The organism is Bacteroides pyogenes DSM 20611 = JCM 6294 (assembly GCF_000428105.1).
In the GTDB taxonomy this organism is placed as follows: domain Bacteria; phylum Bacteroidota; class Bacteroidia; order Bacteroidales; family Bacteroidaceae; genus Bacteroides; species Bacteroides pyogenes.
On record NZ_ATZH01000040.1, the window covers coordinates 1 to 20148 of the forward strand.

A 20148-nucleotide genomic window follows, 5' to 3' on the forward strand; every position below is an offset into this window, starting at 1 on the left:
CTTCCTGCTTGAGCTTCTCATAATCTGCAGGAGTCACATCCTTGCCTTGCTTCTTCATCTCTTCAGCGATTTGGGGGTTACACGACTCAAAGGTACGAAGAATTCGATAGAAAGAAGAACGCGACAGACCTGTTTCCTGAAAAATCTCTGCGCGTGATTTTTTCTCAACATAATACATCTCATAGATCCGATGATGATTTTTCACCCGATCCAGGGAAGATGACAGACATAATGGTTGATTCTTTTCCATAATTTGGGAGTTTAGGAGTCAACCTATTTTAAAAGAAGACAGAGGCTGCACTTCTCTAACAATAAGGCAGCCTCTCTAAGTGTCTAAAAAGTTTCGGTACTAAAACAGATTGAAAGCGACTTGGATATTGGCCTCATTTCGAGCAGGGTTCCACATAGCCATCGCAGAAACCGGAAGAACATAATTTCCGAATTTCAGTTTCTTGGAAACAGTCATATTGACATTTACAATGCCCGGATTATCCGCATAGAAGTTTGCGTCACTTCCGCTTTCTTTATCTAATGCAAACGCTCCTGCAATGCCTAAATCAACATCAACTATTTTGTTTCTTACCACCGGATAGTCAAGAGAAACATAAGTAGAATACAAATTCTTCTCATTCATTACCCCTCTATCGCGTCCGAAAACAACAGTTGCCCATGTGATCTTAAGCGGAAACTTTTGCTGAAACTGATACGACAAAGCCACATCAATAAAATGTCCGGTTTCTCGAGCGCTATATTTAAATACCTGACGGTTGTTATAAGTTGCGCCGGGAGAAAAATTATAAATATCCCAAACAGCAATGCCAAAACCTCCGTATTGGAAAGAAGCATAGTAATCAAATTCCTTGAAATCACTATTAAAGCTACCTCCTCCCCACAAACCGAAAGTAAAACACTGCGACTTGTCTGTCAAATGAATATCTACCGCACCCATTGCCGAAGTCGTGATTTGATAACCTCTCCACAAGTGCATGTTTTTAATCTGGAAAGAAAAGTCTAATGGATTATAAGATGTAGATTGTTGTGCCGACACAAAAGTAGAAGAACAAAACATTCCTATAACCGAAAGTACTACAATTTTTAAGTATTTCATAGTTCTTCAAAATTAAATTCCTAAATAAATTAAGCTAAAAAAAAGATATTAAAAAATAGCCAGATATACCCATGCAGCTAACGCGCCACCTACCATGGGAGCGATAACGGGAATCCATGAATAACCCCAGTCGCTATCTCTCTTATTCTTAACCGGCAAAATAGCATGCGCAATACGAGGAGGCAAGTCACGAGCAGGATTGATTGCATAACCGGTTGTTCCACCTAAAGACATACCGATAACGACTATCAAAAGAGCCACAGGATACGGACCTGCAATTGCAGCGCCGGCAACGGTCAGAATACCGAAAACCAACATGAATGTACCAATAAGCTCGCAAATAAAATTATAGAAATAGGTTCTTATAGCAGGAGCTGTACAGAAAACGGCCAATTTATTGTCTTTGTTTTCTTCCACATCGAAATGAGGCTTATAGAATACATAAACCAGACAAGCTCCTACAAAACCGCCCAAAAGCTGTGCAATGATATAACCGATTACGTTACCTTTAAAAACCCCGGCCATGGCAAGTCCGATGGTTACGGCAGGATTTAAGTGCGCTCCGGAATAAGGAGCGGAAATATAAGCACCTACGAACACTGCGAGACCCCACGCAATAGTTATTACCACCCATCCGGCATTTTGTCCCTTGGTTCCTTTTAACAAGACGTTTGCTACAACGCCATCACCTAACAGGATAAGCACTGCTGTTCCTATAAATTCAAAAAGAAGATCTAATTGCATAATGTAAAGTATTAGAATTGGTTTTTTAAATTGATTTTAAGAACGCCTCAACAAAGTTCGTAAAGCCGACAGTCTCACTGCAGATATTATTGACCGCCGGCCAACTCTGTCAAGATTATAAAAGATAATTATTTAATCCAGTTTTGAGCACGATAAACAGCATCAGCCCATTTACGTTTAGCCAACTGCATATCAATTTTTTCGTCCGGTTCGAAAATGGTATCGACAGACCACTGTTTCTTCAGTTCATCGATGCTGTTCCAATATCCTACGGCCAACCCTGCAAGATATGCAGCACCCAACGCTGTAGTTTCAGTAGTTTGAGGACGAATAACTTTTCCTCCCAATACATTCGACTGGAATTGCATAAGCAAATTATTCACAGCAGCTCCACCATCTACACGCAACTCTTTTAAACCGATACCGGCATCGAGAATCATCGCGTTGATAACATCCATCGTTTGATAAGCAATGCCTTCCAACGCTGCGCGTAATATATGGGCGGCAGTGGTTCCTCTCGAAATACCCACGATTGCTCCGCGAGCATACTGGTCCCAATAAGGAGCTCCCAAACCTGTCAAAGCCGGAACAAAATAAACATCTCCGCAATCAGGAACTTCACTGGCCCGTTTTTCTATTTCCGATGAAGAGCTGATAAGATGGAGTCCGTCGCGTAACCACTGTACGATAGCACCTCCCATAAAGATACTTCCTTCCAGAGCATAGCATGTTTTTTCTCCAATCTTCCAAGCAACAGTTGTCACAAGATTATGCTTCGACATAATAGGACGCTCGCCCGTATTCATCAAAATAAAGCAACCTGTTCCATAAGTATTCTTCACCATACCGTCGTCTACGCACATCTGTCCGAAAAGAGCAGCTTGTTGGTCACCGGCAATACCTGAGATAGGCACTTTAGAAGCGAAAATAGTAGTCTTGGTATATCCATAGATTTCGCTGGAAGAAGCGACTTCAGGCAGCATGGACTTCGGGATATTGAACAACTCGAGCAACTCGTTGTCCCATTCCAACGTATGAATATTGAACAACATCGTACGCGATGCGTTAGATACGTCCGTAACATGCTTTTCACCACGGGTAAGCTGCCAAACGATCCATGTATCCACCGTACCAAAAGCCAATTCTCCGCGTTCAGCTCTTTCTCTTGCTCCTTCTACATTGTCTAAGATCCATTTAACCTTTGTAGCGCTGAAATAAGCATCGATAATCAAGCCTGTTTTTTCTTTAATGAAAGGAATCAAAGAATCCGCTTTCAGCTTGTCGCAATACTCCGCTGTTCGTCTATCCTGCCAAACAATAGCGTTATATACAGGCTCACCGGTTCTGCGGTCCCATACAATGGTCGTTTCGCGCTGATTGGTAATACCTATACCGGCAATATTGTTGCCGTTGATACCGATCTGCGTAATTGCTTCGGCTGCCACAGCGGCCAATGACGACCAGATCTCGTTTGGATTGTGCTCTACCCACCCGCTGTGTGGGAAAATTTGTGTAAATTCTTTCTGAGCAACCGAACAAATTTTTCCTTCATGGTTAAAAACAATAGCTCTGGAACTCGTAGTTCCCGCGTCGAATGATAAAATGTACTTTTCCATTGTACTAGTGTTTTGGTTAATAATAAGGATTTGATAATATAATAAGAAATCATTTCTATCTGTCTATACCACTCCGCTTTCACTCCAATGCTTTTGCAATGATCGAAATAGGATGCTCGCACTTTGCTTTCGTAGACATTTCAATCTGCCATTTACATGTTTCGCAGTCGCTAACCACATAATCGATGTCCAACGACTCTATCTGCTTGAATAGCGGGTTCCCTATTTTCTGTGAAGTTTCATAGTTTTCCTTTTTAAAGCCATAGGTACCTGCAATTCCACAACAATTAGAGTCTAACACAACAAGTTCAATATTAGGAATCAGTTTCAATAATTCAATAGAGTAGAATGCCCATCCAAGCTTATCCATATGACAAGGAGTATGGTAAGCCACCCTTAGCTTCTCTTTTTTAAATTTCAAGTTCAAAGATCCTGCTTCAAAAAGCCTATATAAATATCTGGTCACTAATTCAATCTCATCCTTCACATCTGCATTTTCAACTCCCAGAAGATGAGGATATTCGTCTCTAATAGTAAAAATACAAGTTGATGAAGTGCCCACCACGGGAATGTTATTGTCGAGAACAGACGTTCGGATAGATTTCATATTTACGTTCGCCTGCTTCTTTGCCTGATTAATCAAGCCGTTAGAAATCAAGGCCACTCCACAACATTTCTCTTTTTCAAGAAGTTGCACCCCTATTCCCAACGCATTGAACACACGAATCGTATCTTTACCCAGTTGAGGATTGTTATAGTTCACATAACATCCGTGAAAATAGCAAACTTGCTTATCATATTGTTTCTGCTTTTCTTCTTGCTTCTTATACCATCTTTCAAAAGTTTCAAAAGCATACTTGGGAAAAGTACGATGATGATCTATCTGTAAAACCTTGTCCATGACATATTTGGTAGGCGACAAGCTTAAAACAGGATTAAGTATAGGAGAGAAGGGAGTAGCCAAAGTTCCCATAATATCCGTATTTGCCAAAAGTCTGTCGCGAAGTTTGGGACGCTTTTTAGCGTACTTGATACGGGCAGACTGAATGATATCGCCAATCCTTACATTCGAAGGGCAGGCCACCTCGCATCTTTTGCAGTTAGTACAATACTTCAGCGCTTCATCATAGAAGTTGCTTTTCTTCAAACGCAGGCGCTCACCGTCAGGCCCCGCCTGCTTAGGACCGGGATAATGAGGATTGACAGCAGCAACCGGACAATAAACCGTACAGATAGTACATTTGATACATTGTTCAAAATTATTCAGACTAATATTTTCGTTTTGTAAATTTTCCATATTCAGATTCATATTAAATGGTATTAGCCACGTGCAAGGCTGTCAAAATTGAAACACCGGCTCCACTTCCCTCTTTTAATGGAGAGAAACCTTCAAGCCCCGCACCGATGACATATAAATTTTCAATAGGAAGGCCTGAACGGAGTGCCTGAAAATGGTGATTTGTACGTATACCGAACTGCATATAGTTCTGAGACTCGAATACATTATCATTATACCACTCCTGACGGTCGTGCAAATAATCTACATCAAGGTGGAAAATCGGTTCGTATACCCTATCGCGGGAAGCGATTAAACCTTGACTAAAGTAACTTCCGGTAGCCAAAACGAAATGATCGGCCACAAATGAAATATCACCATGATTCTTACTAAACACACGGCGCAAAGAATTAGCTTCCATATCGCCTCTGAGTATCGTGTCTCCTAACATAAAGGTTCCACCTTGTTTCTGAAAGAAATGACACAGATATTGTTGCGTTTTGATTCCTGCGATAGAAGGAGGAAGTGTAGGAAGCAATAAAATAGGCTTACCTACCGCATCTTCCATATCTTTCAGGATAGTATCGTTGGAAAGTCCCACAAAAGCGGGGAAAATAATAACATCAGACTCACTACTACCCTCTTTAAGAATACGGATTAATTGTTCTTTATGTTCTTCCTTATCAAGGGTTTTAGCAATATTCGTAGAACGGAATTCACTTGGATTCTGCTGAATGGCTTCCATGGCAGGAAGGGTAAAAAGATGAATATCAGCAGAAGTCCCACGCTTAGCAAGTTCTGAAGCTATAAATTCCGGATAGAAATCTAAAAAACCTACCATATTGAATATGGTTGCTTTCTGCCATGGCAAACGCCCGTCAGAAGAGGTCACTGCAAAACGGGACAATGTTTTCCACGTAGGCTTCAATTCACCCATAGCGCTGATGCGATAATGATTCTCCTTATAGCTTCCTACCGTATCGATACCCATTTCGGAAAAAAAGTTTTCCGCTTCCTGAGCCAATAACTCAAAACGTTCTTTACCTAACTTTGAGTAAGGATGCGAAGGCTTTTGAGCTATCAAATCATCCATCGATTCAACCGGATGAGATACAGGTGTTCCATCGGGAAGATAATTTAAAAGATCAAAAGAGCCTGAAGAAAAATGTAAAGCGCTCTGACCCGAAGAAATAATCGCGCACCGTTTACCACGTCGGCAAAGTTTAATACCGCACACCAAACCGGCCAGACCGCCACCAATAATTACTGTATCGAATTTCATTGCTGTATTTTTTTACAATCGTTCAACCCACACACACATTCATAAACCCATGCCGCATATTCACTTCCACGCAGACTCTCTCCCCAAGCGGTGGGAAGAATTCCTTTCCAGCGTTCATTCAAAAATTCGCAAAGAGAACGTTTAGCAGCTCCCGGACACATCTTTCCTTCACGGTGCATCAAACCGGCAGCGCGACAAGCGCAAAGCTCTCCCTGGCAAGTACCCATACCCACACGCGTTCGACGCCGTAAGTCGATGAGGTTATGAACATCAAGTTCTCTTAAAGCATAATTGACTTCACCCACCGAAATCTCTTCACACTCACAAACCAGGCTATGATCGCCTGCCTTATTTCCTGCAAAAAGCTCAGCCATTTCACCATGCCGGTAAAGAGCCGCTTCACGCAGTGTATGAGGAACAGAATGCATTTTCTCGTTGATTTCTTCCAAATTATAGCGCGAACCGGGCAAAAGGTCGGAAGCAGTCGTACAAGCTGCGGAAACTCCAAGTTTCTCGCAGACAAGATCGGTAGCCCATTCCGCCATTAAGCGATAAGTCATCAGTTTACCGCCGGTGATTGTTATGAAACCTTCCAAACCGTCACGTTTCGCATGGTCGAGAAGAACAATTCCCCTGCTCACGCTACGCCCTGAAGGATCATTATCACTTGCAACGAGCGGACGAACTCCGGCATAAGCACGTAGAATACGGGTAGTGGCAAGACTAGGACTCAACTTTTCGCCTTCACGCATCAGAAGGTCTACTTCTTCGGGAGTGACTCTTACATTATCGATCTCATCATAAGGGATGCGAAGAGAGGTAGTACCAATCAGAGAAATAGTATCGCCCGGCACAAGAATGTCAGCATCAGCAGGTTTACGACAGCGGTTTAAAACCATATTGTTCACCCGATGCCCAAAAATAAGAAGAGAACCTTTCGATGGGAACATATTAACTTTTAGATCGGCGTATTCGGCTATTCGCTGCCCCCAAATCCCCCCGGCATTGACAACCACCTTACCATAAACTTTTTTACGCTCGTTATGGCGAACATCGAGTATTTCAATGCCAACAACACGGCCCTGCTCAATAATAAGTCCAAGAACCTCGTGATAAGTAAGTACCGTAGCGCCATGATTTTTAGCGTCAATAATATTCGAAGCCGTCAATCTAAAAGGATCCACGGTACCATCAGGCACCTCAACAGCACCAATCAACTCAGGATTTACAGAAGGCTCTTTACGAATTGCTTCTTCAGGAGAAATTGCGTGGGCAGAAATACCCGCTTTCAGACATGATTCGATAAATGTTTTCTGAAATTCCAACCCATCTTCAGGCAGACTGATAAAAAGGCCATTGCTTTCTTCAATGCAATGTGAAGCGATACGCTTCAGAATCATGTTTTCTTTAATGCACTCCTCCGCCGATTCAGAATCAGTAACAGCATATCGCGCGCCACTATGAAGCAGACCGTGATTACGCCCGGTAGCTCCCGTAGCAATATCGCTACGTTCTATCAAAAGAGTAGAAAGACCTCTTTTAGAACAATCGCGTGCGGTTCCTGCACCGGTAGAACCACCGCCAATGATAATCACATCGAACAAGTGCGAAGAAATACTTAAATCATTATTTTTCATCTCGGTCAACAAGTTTTAGTTCCGCAAATTAAAATAAAATAATCAAGAAAAAAAAGTTTTTTCGAAAGAAAAATGAATCAAAGCGAAAGATAATAGTTGCAACATGAAACAGTTTCATTCTTGATTATTATAAGGAAACCCAATATAATTCACAAGTTCCGAATAAAAAGAAAGTTAAAATACAAACAATAAAAAACTATTTTTCTTATACTATTTTCTTTAGAAAAAGAGCGTTTACAATATAAATTATAGAAAGATAAAAATAAAAGAAATGGAGAAACACATGCGATACAAAGATTTTATATAAAAAAGTATCGAACAAATGTTCTTTCACAGTATTGGAAATTCTTATCACAGAGATAGGAAAAAGGCACAATTATAGCAACAATAAAGATTTATTGCAACACATCAAGAAAAGAAAGAAACATATAGACGTATTAAAAGCGCTTATTAGTTCCTTTTATTATCTCAGAAAAACCTACTAAATTAAAAATCTCCCTTAAAAAAGCAAGAATTTCCAGATAAATGGCAGGCTCTTCACCGATTTTATTAACAGAGTCAACCTCCTTCACATCAGAAGCACTCATCACAACATCCTTTCGAAAATCCACTTCATACATTTTACTTACCATATCCTGATAGAATTAAATTGTTAATACTCATTTTTTCTTTTCCCGTATTACAGTTCTCACAGCTTTCAAAGCCACAAGCCGGTTAAATCAGAGCCAAACCTTTAAAAATAAGAAATTTTATCATTTCAAGTTCTCAGATTATCCTGATAGTGATTGTTTTATGCATCAAATCAGTTCAGCTGCAAATATAACACAATATTTTTAATCAGCAAACTTTTCGAAAGTAAATGAAATATAAAACCATAAAAAACATTCGCTATATTTCGAAATAGAGAAAATAAAGATGTTATTCAATAGGATTAGCCTTACCTCAAAGAAAAAAAACAAATGTAAGGAACCCAAACAAATAACCGAAACTTAATAAAGAAAGAGCTAACATATTACACGAAACAAAGCAAGATATAGTTACATATTGTCAATCCATTCCATCTATTACATACAAAACAAAAGTTATTTGGATAGAGCAAACATATTAATAGATATTTTTTTGTAGATTTGTAAATTCAAGCAAAAGAAATATGAGACAGCCAATTACGCGTATTGCAATTAAAGTAGGAAGCAATGTCCTGACACGCCAAGACGGAACGCTTGACGTCACCCGCATGTCATCGCTCGTTGACCAAATAGCCGAACTATATCGGGCCGGAGTCGAGGTCATTCTTATCTCATCGGGAGCGGTAGCTTCAGGACGTAGCGAAATATGTCCGCAAAAGAAGTTGGACAGTGTAGACCAGCGCCAACTATTCTCGGCAGTAGGACAAGCCAAACTAATCAACCGCTATTACGAACTTTTCCGCGAACATCGTATTTCGGTTGGACAAGTATTGACGACGAAAGAAAGTTTCAGTACTCGCCGCCACTATCTGAATCAAAAAAACTGTATGACGGTGATGCTGACCAATGGTATTATCCCGATTGTCAACGAAAACGATACAGTTTCGGTCAGCGAGCTTATGTTTACTGACAACGACGAGCTTTCGGGACTCATCGCCTCCATGATGGATGTCGGCGAATTAATCATTCTCAGCAATATAGACGGAATCTACAATGGCGATCCTTCTGCTTCGAACACTTCTGTCATTCGGCAAATCAAACAGGGAGAAGACTTTTCGGATTGCATCCAGACTTCAAAATCCGGCTTCGGACGCGGAGGCATGCTCACAAAGACAAACATTGCCCGGAAAGTAGCCGATGAAGGCATTCCCGTAGTAATAGCCAATGGAAAGCGTGACAATATTTTAATTGATTTGTTCCAAAACCCCGGCGAAACATTATGTACTCGTTTTCTTCCGTCTAAAGGACCGGTTTCAAGTGTAAAAAAATGGATTGCGCATAGTGAAGGGTTTGCTAAAGGAGAAATACATATCAACGAATGCGCGACGCAAGTGTTAAACTCCGGGAAAGCCATCAGTATTCTTCCCATCGGAATCACCCGAATCGAAGGAGAGTTTGAGAAAGATGATATTGTACGAATCATTGATTTCAAAGGAAATCCAATAGGGGTAGGAAAAGTAAGCACCCATTCACGCCAGGTCCGAGAGAATCTCGGCAAACATGGGGGAAAAGCTGTAGTACACTATGACTATTTATATATCGAATAGCCGGCTTTTCTCAACATATTTCCGTATTTTTGCGAATGAAGGTTTCTGTTTTTCAAAATAATTAGGCAATATGATTACCAGTTTTAAAGGAATATTCCCTGCAGCTAAAGCTTCTGCCCGGGAATTAACACTGCTGAATGATGAAACAATCAACCGGATTTTAATCGCCGTTGCAGATGCAATTATGGAACAGGCCCCGTTTATTCTTGCCGAAAACGAAAAAGATCTGGCACGGATGGACGAGCACGATCCGAAGTACGACCGCCTTCAATTGACGGAAGAACGACTGAAAGCGATGGCTGCCGATATAAAAAACGTAGCAACTCTCCCCTCGCCTTTGGGAAAGGTGCTGAGAGAAACAGTCCGCCCCAATGGGATGAAACTAACGAAAAAGAGTGTTCCCTTCGGAGTTATCGGCGTAATTTACGAGGCGCGCCCCAATGTCACTCTCGATGTATTCTCATTATGCTTGAAAAGCGGGAACGCTTGCATACTGAAAGGCGGAAAAGACGCTCAGGAATCCAACAATGTTCTTGTAAGCATCATACACAGCATATTGAGAAAATTCAAAATCAACCCGCATATCGTAGAATTGCTGCCGCCAAACAAAGAAGCCACCACAGCTCTGCTGACCGCCACTCACTTTGTTGATCTCATTATACCGAGAGGCAGCGGCAACCTCATCAATTTTGTGCGCGAGAATGCCAGAATACCGGTTATCGAAACCGGAGCAGGCATTTGCCACACCTATTTCGATGAGTTCGGAGATGTGCAAAAAGGAGCAGCAATCATACACAATGCTAAAACCCGACGCGTCAGTGTATGCAATGCATTAGACTGTGTCATCATACACGAAAAACGTTTGAGCGAACTACCTGCTCTCTGTCAGAAATTGGCAGAAAAAAAGGTTCTCATTTATGCCGATGAACCTGCATACGAAAGTTTAAACGGACATTATCCGGCGGATTTATTGCAACAAGCCACGAAAGAAAGTTTCGGCATCGAGTTTCTGGATTACAAAATGGCCATAAAGACCGTAAAAAGTTTCGAAGATGCTGTGGGACATATTTACGAAAACAGTTCGAAACATAGCGAATGCATCGTTACCGAAGACAAAGAACGAGCCGCGCTCTTTGGCCGGATAGTAGATGCCGCTTGTGTATATACCAATGTTTCGACTGCATTTACCGATGGCGCGCAATTCGGGCTGGGAGCCGAGATAGGAATCAGTACGCAAAAGCTGCACGCCCGAGGTCCTATGGGACTGGAAGAAATCACATCTTACAAATGGATCATCGAGGGAAACGGACAAACAAGAACTTCATGAGATGGGTATAAGACAACATGAGTAAGAAAAAACGAAATAACAACTAAATAAAAAAGAAAATGAAACAATTTACTTGCGTACAGGATATTGGGGACTTAAAATCTGCTCTTGCAGAGGCATTCGAAATTAAAAAAAACCGTTTTAAATTTGTAGAACTGGGACGGAACAAAACGTTGATGATGATTTTCTTCAACTCAAGCTTGCGCACACGCCTCAGCACCCAAAAAGCCGCAACAAACCTCGGAATGAACGTAATCGTATTGGACATCAACCAAGGGGCTTGGAAGCTGGAAACAGAACGGGGCGTGATTATGGATGGAGACAAGCCTGAACATTTGCTGGAAGCGATTCCCGTCATGGGTTGTTACTGTGATATCATCGGCATACGCTCTTTCGCCCGATTCGAAAGCAAAGAGTTCGATTATCAGGAAACAATTCTTAACCAGTTCATTCAATACTCGGGCAAACCGGTATTCTCGATGGAAGCGGCCACACGCCACCCATTGCAGAGTTTCGCCGATTTAATCACAATCGAAGAATACAAAAAGACTCCGCGCCCCAAAGTAGTATTGACTTGGGCGCCCCACCCGCGTCCGTTGCCGCAGGCTGTTCCTAATTCGTTTGCAGAATGGATGAACGCTACCGATTACGATTTCCTGATCACACATCCCGAAGGCTATGAACTCGACCCGCAATTCGTGGGCAATGCCAAAGTGGAGTACGACCAGATGAAAGCATTCGAGGGAGCGGACTTCATATATGCCAAAAGCTGGGCAGCATACACCGGCGACAATTACGGTCGGGTGTTGAGTACCGACCGTAATTGGACCGTCAGCAAGCGGCAAATGGATGTAACCAACAATGCTTTTTTCATGCATTGTCTACCCGTTCGCCGAAACATGATCGTAACGGATGATGTGATTGAAAGTCCACAGTCCATCGTTATTCCCGAAGCTGCGAACCGTGAAATATCAGCCACTGTTGTATTGAAAAGAATGTTGGAACAGATTCCATAACATTCCTAATCCATGAGCCAACCAATTCATTTCTGTCGCAAACAGGCAGACTTCCATACTCTCATATAGCAAAAACAATAGCGACAAGGCATAATACGGTCATTAATTAATATACAATTGAATGCCTTGTCACCATTGTTCTTTTTTTGAAACTAATTTTTTCTAAAAAAAGTACTCACTTTTGTATGAATATAAGAAAAAGGGGTATTTTTGTGCCCATGAAAAAAATAGTTCTAATTATATTTACACTTATTTCGGTCTCTATTCACGCACAGCATCTTTCCAAAGACAGTCTTTCGACAGTGCACATCCAAAAACATCAACGAATACTGCAAAGTCCTCTCTATAGAATCACCCATGCCGGCGTCCCTTTAATTCTTATCGGAGCATTAAACTACGGCAAAGACAAAGATTTCCGTGTTATACGCAATTCATACATCCCCCACTTCCGTTATCATTACGATGATTATTTGCAATACTCTCCGGGGGTGGTCATGCTGGGATTGAAAGCCTTCGGAATAGAAGGCAGAAGTTCGTGGGGGCGATTGCTTGTTTCCGATGCGTTCAGTGCCGGAATCATGGCAGCTACGGTAAATATCCTAAAATATAGTTTCCGTAAGCCCCGTCCCGATGACAGCGGTAACAACTCTTTCCCTTCAGGACATACCGCCACCGCATTCATGTTCGCCACCATGTTGCACAACGAATACGGAACAACCAGGAGCTCTCTATACAGTGTGTTAGGTTATTCGCTTGCCACAGGCACGGCAATCAGTCGGCAACTAAACAACAAGCATTGGTTTTCGGATGTACTGACAGGAGCCGGAATAGGCATCGTATCTACCCAACTGGGATATTATCTGGCCGATCTCATCTTTCGAGGAAAAGGATTCATCCACCCCCAACTTAAGTGGGAGCCCGATATTGAGGACGAAACATACGCCTCATTGGGTATCCAGATGGGATATACTGTCGGCCGAAACAAAATACATTTACCCGAACACATCGACATTGCCGGACAGGGTGGTGCCACATCCTCTCTTTCGACCGCCTGGTTTTTTACTCCGCATTGGGGTATTGGTGGTAAATTTACCATTGCTCAGACTTCTCCCCAAATCCATACAAAACGCTTTTTTGATACTCACCCGGAAATCGAAAAAACAATAGAAAGTTTCGAAGCACGGACCATCAGCTATATCAGTAGCGTCGGAGGAATCCATTACAAGACTAAAATACTTCCGGGATTATACGCAGGAGGAAGCGCAATGGCAGGAGTAGGGTATCCTCGTAATTATCATGTAAACATACGCTATAAAAATCAAGTTCATGCAGAGCCTTTGCTACATTGCGAGTCTCATGTCATACCTAATTTAGATTTAACGGCACACTTCATGCATATAACAGGGAAAAACGCCGGACTAAAATTGTTTGTAAACTATAATATAGGTATCGGGAAAAGCGACTATATTTACTACCCTCCTCATAAAGGGCAAAGTATTGAACCAAAGACAGGAGTACACCGATTCATTTTACACAATTTCAGTATCGGAGCCGAAGTAGCCGCTTTGTTTTGGTAACAAACATCTATGAATGTTTAAATATCCTTTTCGGAAAGTTTGCTGATTAAGGAGAACAACGTTCTACTGATTTTCCTGCCGATTTCCAAGAATTAAATCCTTTTGCAAGTTCAATCACTTGGAACCCCTTGGATAGTAAAATCTTGGCTGCCCGCCTACTCCGCTTTCCACTACGGCAATACACTGCTACCGGACGTTCTTGTGTAAGCAATACCCCCACCATCGACGCAAAAGAATTGTCCAAGACATTAATATTAATGGCTTTGGGAATGTGCCCTTCGGAATATTCTGCCGGCGTACGAACATCCAATCGCTGTACCGCGTCATTCTGAATATAAGATTCGAAGTCTTCGACATTCAGCGATTTAAAATCTCCGTTCTGCATTTGGCAAGCAAAAAACGAAGAAAGGAATAAAATTAATCCTACAGCCCATTGAGTCATTTTATACATAATTTATAACACGCTTAATTTCTGAATATAAAAACAAGAAATCATTTATCTGTAACATTCGGAATGTATTCAAACCCCGGTCGGCAATATCGGTCTGACTCTATAACCTTTCCATCTTCACCATAAGTATGATATTTGAACTTGATTCTAAGAGTCTGACCCGGCCAATCGAGCTTGTATTTTTGCAAAGGGACTGAGACATAAGCTCTCCGATCATAATATGGTTCATCTTCTGCAGCATCGTGAAAAAGAGACAACGTCACAACCTTTTCGGTTCCTTCATGCACAATACTTTCTTCTACCATACCTATCACGTGTTTTTTACCTCCTTTTACTTTAAGGCTTAATATCATATTCAGATAATTTCTACCCATCCAAATACTGACCATAGTTACCGGATCTGTTTTTATTCCCTCAGCATAAGCCGGATCATTGGGCAGTTTGGGTTCAGGAGTAAGCAGTTCTTGCAAAGAGTAAATGATAGCTGCGCTCTTTCCATCTACCAACGTTGCTTCATAATTACTAAGGAGACGCTTAAATGTATTAGGAGAAATCTTTGTATTTGTCCGATCTTTTAAAATCGACATCAGCTCCCCGTTATCTGGAATAAGTAATTGCAAATGTCCATCTTCTCCACCCTTCACAGTTATAAAGCCCAACGAAACAGAAGGATAATGATAATCGTTCTTCTCTTTGCAGGCAGTAAACAGGAAAAGCAGAACCATAAACCAAACAATATGCAAAAAAACTTTTCTCATCGAGTGGCAGCCAAATAATTGATCAAGGGGTTAGCATACATCTGCAACAATTTTTCGCGTAAAAAATCATCATCTTTATCAGACAGCTTGATTTTCTCGAGCTGCTTGTCAATATATGAAAGAAAATGCGCTTTCTCATCAGACGTATACTTCGCTGCAAATGTATCGCTACCGTTCAAAGAATCGCACGCTATATAATTCCCCGGATATATTCGGTAATTCTCGTGAATCCGCTTATCAATACAAGCAGAAATACTCGCAAAAAGCTCCGGTTTAGGCAACGAGCGATCCATCAAGGCCAACTCATCATTGATACAGGGAGCCACATGAAAATGCACTCTTCCTTTATATCCGAAAAGTCCCGTCTCCATACTCACCAAGTCGTCTTGAGTGGTCTTTTTATATTCTTCTACATCTCTTTTCAGCTGAAACTCCCGAGCTTTCAGAAAATCGCAAGGATCATATTCGTACGAAATAGACAAAGGAGCAATATTCATTTCCATCAAACGGTCTACAACATCACCTTCGCCTCCCATCACCAACATTTTCAAAACACTGTCTTGCGTACGGTCGTTCGAATCTTTTGCCCTTCCTTCCCGCTGTGCAATCCAAATCGATTGTTTTTTCTCGGTAATGGTATAGTGCATGTAACGGGACATCCGAGCAGAAGAGTCGAGCATCGGGCGCATGGTGAGTGCCCGTTGTACAATAAACGACTTATTGATACGTACCAACTTCTTAATCCAGGGATAGATCAACAAGTTATCACCAATGGCTATCTCAACAGTATCCTTTCCCTGCTGAACCAACAGAACGGAAAGGAAACCCGAATCGAGGATAATATCCCGATGATTCGACATATAAGTATAGGCCTTTCCCTCATCCGGCAAAGCCGTATGATCCAATGTGAGTCCGGCTGTATGCTCACTTGCTATCTTCCACAGAATACCGTAACCGAAAGTTTTCTGGAAATCCAACTTAGTCTTACAAGTACGCATTTTCTCAGCCAGAAATTCAAAAGGCACATTCGGCACCGCAGTAGAGGCAGCCTTTTGAAAAGCCGGATCAGCAATCAATTCCTCCAAAATTTGAGGAAGCTCCTCGTCGTGATAAGGACGAATTTCATCAAACTCTGTTCTATCCATTATTAAATAAGTATTAAGAGTCAAGCATTAAGTATTGTATTAAGACTCACAGCCTCTTCTGAGGACAAAGTTAATACTTTCTACTTAATACTCAATATCTAATCTAAAATTGATTCTCTATTATATCTGTCATTATATTCTTTATATCTAAACCGGCAGCACGCACTTGTTGTGGAATAAAGCTTGTCGCGGTCATTCCCGGAGTAGTATTCACTTCCAGTAAATTGATTTTTTCACCTTCGGTTACAATATAATCCACGCGGATAATGCCCGAACAGCCCAATATATCATAAATAGCCGACGTCAATTTTTGTATCCGGTGCGTCAATTCTTCAGAAATCCGTGCGGGAGTAATCTCATCGACCTGTCCGTTGTATTTAGCGTCGTAATCAAAGAATTCATTATGTGTAACCACTTCCGTAGGAGGAAAAGCCACGCTTTTTTCTTTCGTTTTATAACATCCGCAGGTCAGCTCCGTACCTTCCATAAACGCTTCGACAAGCACCTCATCCGCTTCTTCGAAAGCTTTGTTAATGGCGGGCTGTATCTGTTCTTTCGTTTTTACTTTAGTCACTCCGAAGCTCGAACCGCCAAGACTAGGCTTAATAAAACAAGGTAAACCTATGTTCCGCAACACATCCTCGTCAGAAACTGACTGTCCGCAACGTAGCAATAACGATTCGGCCACACGGATTCCAAAAGCTTTCAGATATTGATTACAGGCAAACTTATTGTATGTAATCGCCGCCGCTAAAACCCCACTACAAGAATAGGGTATTTTCAGCATATCGAAATATCCTTGCAACCGTCCGTCTTCCCCCGGAGTACCATGAATAGTGATGTAAGCAAAATCAAAGCGAATTTTTTGCCCGCCCTGCATAAAGCTGAAGTCATTACGATCCACTGCTGCCTTTGTTCCGTCCGGTAATTGGACTTCCCAACGCAAACCTTGCATTTCAACAATATACAGTCTGTATTTCTCCTTGTCTATAAAGGAGTATATTCCCTGTGCACTACGCAGAGATACATGAAATTCGGAGGTGTCTCCTCCTGCTACGATAGCAATTGTGCGTTTCATCCTAATTCTCTATTACTTATATAACTTCTCCACTTCTCAATAAGTCGTTCCATATCGTCCGGAAGCTCGGAGGTAAAATGCATTTTTTCTCCGGTAACCGGATGCACAAAGCCCAGAGTCATGGCATGCAAAGCCTGACGGGGACAAATGTCGAAGCAATTGTTCACAAACTGTTTGTATTTACTAAAATGGGTTCCTTTCAGAATTTCATGCCCGCCATAGCGTTCGTCATTGAAAAGAGTATGTCCGATGTGTTTCATATGGACACGGATTTGATGGGTACGTCCGGTTTCAAGCATACATTCCACCAAAGTAACATATCCGAATCTTTCCAATACACGGTAATGAGTAACAGCATGCTTTCCTTGCTCAGGATCGGACATGACGGCCATCTGCATCCGGTCTTTCGGGTTGCGGGCAATATTACCGGTGACGGTTCCTTCGTCCTGCTCCACATTGCCCCATACCAAAGCGCGATATTTACGTTGAGTAGTTTTATTATAAAACTGAATTCCAAGATTAGTTTTGGCATCGGGGGTCTTGGCGATAACCAAAAGGCCAGACGTATCTTTATCTATCCGGTGCACAAGCCCCACATGCGGATCATTGGCGTCGTAATCGGGAACATCTTTCATGTGCCAGGCCAATGCGTTAACCAGCGTGCCGTGATAATTTCCATGCCCCAGATGAACGACCAGCCCGGCCGGTTTGTTAACCACCATCACATAACTGTCTTCATATACAATATCCAAAGGAATATCTTCGGGAATAATTTCGTTTTCATAACGAGGGCGATCCATCATTACGGTAATGACATCGAGCGGCTTCACTTTATAGCTGCTCTTCACCGGTTTGCCGTTGGCCATCACGAATCCGTCTTCGGCTGCTTTCTGGATACGGTTGCGGGAAGCATTGACAATGCGTTCGAACAGATATTTATCAACCCTGACCATGCTCTGCCCCTTGTCTACAACTACACGGAAATGCTCGTAAAGTTGGGCTTCGTCACCGACCGGTTCTATCTCATCCAATTCATTATCCAGTTCTTCCGGAAAACTTTCCTCCATCATGCGAATCTGTTTCTGTAATTGTTCCTGTTAAAACCAGCTGTCATCCTCAGCAGAAGATGACTCCGGTGAAGAAGATTTCATCGTTTCTACCGCAGCGGCAATTGAGTCCTCTTTTGCTTCACCCGATCCGCTTCCTACCATCAGCGTCAGAAAAGCTCCCATAGGAACCTTCTCGCCGGCAACCAATTGCCGACCCTGATATTTTACACCGTAGACCCAATCTCTTTCTCCGCTCACTAATTGAACTTTATCCAATTTAAAACCGGCGGCAAGAAGTTTTGCCTGCGCCTGGCGATAAGAGCTGTTATCCGCTACATCAGGCACCGGGCGTAGCGGAATATTCCTAGTATTGACAGTCAAATAAATCATACGTCCTTCTTTCACCTTGTGCCCCGCTGCAGGATTAAGGTCAAGAATAACCCCCGCCGGCTTGTCTTTCACATAGTTCGAATCGGCTACCATATATTCCAGCCCATGATTACGCAACATTGCAGACGCTTCTTGAATCGTCATCTCTTTTACATCAGGAACAATTACTGCTTCACCGTGTCTGGTATACACATCGAGTCCCTTCAAGGCAACGAACAGTATCAACAACACCACTGCAATCATAGCAATGATGTTCAGCCAGAAATATTTATTGGTTTTAAAAGAAAAGAATTCTTTGATTGTCATACGTTCTGCTGTTAATCTGCGCCAAAGATACGACAAAATAGTTGATTTTTTGAAAAGTGACCGATGAAAATATCGAAAAGTGTCAAGAAAATAAAAAAGGCAGAGTTTTTACCTCTACCTTTTCCTATTCCTTTATCGACTGAGAATCAGTTCTTCTGTCCGTTGTACTCATCGGAAACGGTCAGTTTCTTTCTTCCTTTAGCACGGCGAGCAGCTAATACTCTGCGACCGTTGGCCGTTGCCATTCTCTCACGGAAACCGTGTTTGTTCTTTCTCTTTCTGTTAGAGGGTTGAAATGTTCTTTTCATTACTGTATCTTGTTTTATGTTATTATTCCACGTAATCGGGCTGCAAAAATAGACACTTTTTTTAAATTAACCAAGAGATAATTCATTTTTTACTCCAAAGTTTTTGTGTTTTCTACTGATTTAGATTACTTTTGCATCCGATTTGAAACAAGATTAAATCAGTAATAATAATATAAAAAAATTATAGAAGTATGATTAATGCTCAAGACATCAAAAACGGAACATGTATCCGTATGGACGGAAAGCTCTATTTCTGCATTGAGTTCTTACACGTGAAACCGGGAAAAGGGAACACTTTCATGCGTACCAAGCTGAAAGATGTGGTTAGTGGATACGTCATCGAACGCCGTTTCAACATCGGCGAAAAACTGGAAGATGTACGTGTAGAACGTCGTCCTTACCAGTTCTTATACAAAGAAGGAGAAGACTATATCTTCATGAACCAGGAGACTTTCGACCAACATCCCATTGCCCACGACCTTATCAACGGTGTAGATTTTCTGCTCGAGGGCATGGTGCTCGAAGTTGTTTCCGACGCTTCTACCGAAACCGTACTTTATGCCGACATGCCTATCAAGGTTCAGATGAAAGTCACCTATACCGAACCGGGATTGAAAGGCGATACGGCAACCAATACGCTGAAACCCGCGACAGTAGAGTCAGGCGCTACCGTACGTGTTCCATTATTTATTAGCGAAGGTGAAACGATTGAGATAGACACTCGCGACGGTTCTTACGTAGGCCGTGTAAAAGCATAAAATGTCATACCAATGACACAAAGAAACGGTGGATTTGCAAAAGCATCTCCGCCGTTTTTTATTATCTTTGTCCATCATAAACTTAACAT

General features: G+C 41.9%; 20 protein-coding genes. 5 read left to right on the plus strand and 15 right to left on the minus strand.

The window, feature by feature from the left end; genetic code table 11:
* The 8 genes from C234_RS0110755 to C234_RS0110790 form a co-directional block, all read right to left on the minus strand.
* On the minus strand, nt 1-250 hold a 250-nt coding region (locus C234_RS0110755), incomplete at its 3' end, for a DUF1492 domain-containing protein (protein ID WP_154656411.1).
* 99 nt (nt 251-349) lie between these two features.
* Nucleotides 350-1108, minus strand: coding sequence for a hypothetical protein (locus tag C234_RS0110760; protein WP_027325778.1), 759 nt, complete (start codon nt 1106-1108; stop codon nt 350-352).
* A 48-nt stretch (nt 1109-1156) separates the two neighbouring features.
* Entirely contained in the window at nt 1157-1852 is a 696-nt protein-coding gene (locus C234_RS0110765) for an MIP/aquaporin family protein (protein ID WP_027325779.1), read from the minus strand.
* Between the two features lie 128 nt (nt 1853-1980).
* Nucleotides 1981-3468, minus strand: coding sequence for a glycerol kinase GlpK (gene glpK / locus C234_RS0110770; RefSeq protein WP_027325780.1), 1488 nt, complete (start codon nt 3466-3468; stop codon nt 1981-1983).
* A 79-nt stretch (nt 3469-3547) separates the two neighbouring features.
* Nucleotides 3548-4765, minus strand: a complete 1218-nt coding sequence (gene glpC, locus C234_RS0110775; protein ID WP_034537518.1) for an anaerobic glycerol-3-phosphate dehydrogenase subunit GlpC — start codon at nt 4763-4765, stop codon at nt 3548-3550.
* Nucleotides 4766-4778: 13 nt separating this feature from the next.
* Complete coding sequence (gene glpB / locus C234_RS0110780) at nt 4779-6026, minus strand: glycerol-3-phosphate dehydrogenase subunit GlpB (RefSeq protein WP_027325782.1); 1248 nt, start codon at nt 6024-6026, stop codon at nt 4779-4781.
* The gene (glpA, locus tag C234_RS0110785; protein WP_027325783.1) at nt 6023-7663 is read right to left on the minus strand and encodes an anaerobic glycerol-3-phosphate dehydrogenase subunit A; all 1641 of its coding nucleotides are present in this window, start codon (nt 7661-7663) and stop codon (nt 6023-6025) included. Before glpA ends, glpB begins: the two co-directional genes overlap by 4 nt.
* Nucleotides 7664-8100: 437 nt before the next feature.
* Complete coding sequence (locus C234_RS0110790; protein ID WP_027325784.1) at nt 8101-8295, minus strand: hypothetical protein; 195 nt, start codon at nt 8293-8295, stop codon at nt 8101-8103.
* A gap of 518 nt (nt 8296-8813) precedes the next feature.
* On the opposite strand from C234_RS0110790, the gene proB reads away from it, so the two are divergent.
* The 4 genes from proB (at nt 8814) to C234_RS16820 (ending at nt 13816) form a co-directional block, all read left to right on the plus strand.
* Nucleotides 8814-9896, plus strand: coding sequence for a glutamate 5-kinase (gene proB, locus C234_RS0110795; RefSeq protein ID WP_027325785.1), 1083 nt, complete (start codon nt 8814-8816; stop codon nt 9894-9896).
* 70 nt (nt 9897-9966) lie between these two features.
* Nucleotides 9967-11223, plus strand: a complete 1257-nt coding sequence (locus tag C234_RS0110800) for a glutamate-5-semialdehyde dehydrogenase (RefSeq protein ID WP_027325786.1) — start codon at nt 9967-9969, stop codon at nt 11221-11223.
* A 59-nt stretch (nt 11224-11282) separates the two neighbouring features.
* Nucleotides 11283-12239: a Rossmann-fold NAD(P)-binding domain-containing protein gene (locus C234_RS0110805; protein WP_027325787.1), complete on the plus strand. Its 957-nt coding sequence runs from the start codon at nt 11283-11285 to the stop codon at nt 12237-12239.
* Nucleotides 12240-12457: 218 nt separating this feature from the next.
* Nucleotides 12458-13816, plus strand: a complete 1359-nt coding sequence (locus tag C234_RS16820; protein WP_081688151.1) for a phosphatase PAP2 family protein — start codon at nt 12458-12460, stop codon at nt 13814-13816.
* 46 nt (nt 13817-13862) lie between these two features.
* Here C234_RS16820 and C234_RS0110815 read toward each other — a convergent pair whose 3' ends face one another.
* From C234_RS0110815 to rpmH, 7 genes are all read right to left on the minus strand, one after another.
* Nucleotides 13863-14267, minus strand: a complete 405-nt coding sequence (locus tag C234_RS0110815) for a rhodanese-like domain-containing protein (RefSeq protein ID WP_027325788.1) — start codon at nt 14265-14267, stop codon at nt 13863-13865.
* Between the two features lie 41 nt (nt 14268-14308).
* Nucleotides 14309-15025 (minus strand): NigD1/NigD2 family lipoprotein, encoded by a 717-nt coding sequence (locus C234_RS0110820; RefSeq protein WP_027325789.1) that lies wholly within the window; start codon nt 15023-15025, stop codon nt 14309-14311.
* A complete protein-coding gene (locus C234_RS0110825; RefSeq protein WP_027325790.1) occupies nt 15022-16170 on the minus strand; it encodes an acyltransferase in 1149 nt (382 codons plus the stop codon). Before C234_RS0110825 ends, C234_RS0110820 begins: the two co-directional genes overlap by 4 nt.
* Nucleotides 16171-16273: 103 nt before the next feature.
* The gene (locus tag C234_RS0110830) at nt 16274-17248 is read right to left on the minus strand and encodes a D-alanine--D-alanine ligase (protein ID WP_027325791.1); all 975 of its coding nucleotides are present in this window, start codon (nt 17246-17248) and stop codon (nt 16274-16276) included.
* Entirely contained in the window at nt 17245-18318 is a 1074-nt protein-coding gene (locus C234_RS0110835; protein WP_423774663.1) for an RluA family pseudouridine synthase, read from the minus strand. The genes C234_RS0110830 and C234_RS0110835 overlap by 4 nt, the downstream gene beginning before the upstream one ends.
* Nucleotides 18319-18345: 27 nt before the next feature.
* The gene (locus tag C234_RS0110840; RefSeq protein ID WP_027325793.1) at nt 18346-18993 is read right to left on the minus strand and encodes a PASTA domain-containing protein; all 648 of its coding nucleotides are present in this window, start codon (nt 18991-18993) and stop codon (nt 18346-18348) included.
* A gap of 146 nt (nt 18994-19139) precedes the next feature.
* Nucleotides 19140-19301, minus strand: a complete 162-nt coding sequence (gene rpmH / locus C234_RS0110845) for a 50S ribosomal protein L34 (RefSeq protein ID WP_027325794.1) — start codon at nt 19299-19301, stop codon at nt 19140-19142.
* Between the two features lie 191 nt (nt 19302-19492).
* Between rpmH and efp the strand changes: the two genes are divergently transcribed.
* Nucleotides 19493-20059, plus strand: a complete 567-nt coding sequence (efp, locus tag C234_RS0110850; RefSeq protein ID WP_027325795.1) for an elongation factor P — start codon at nt 19493-19495, stop codon at nt 20057-20059.
* Nucleotides 20060-20148 lie beyond the last annotated feature (89 nt).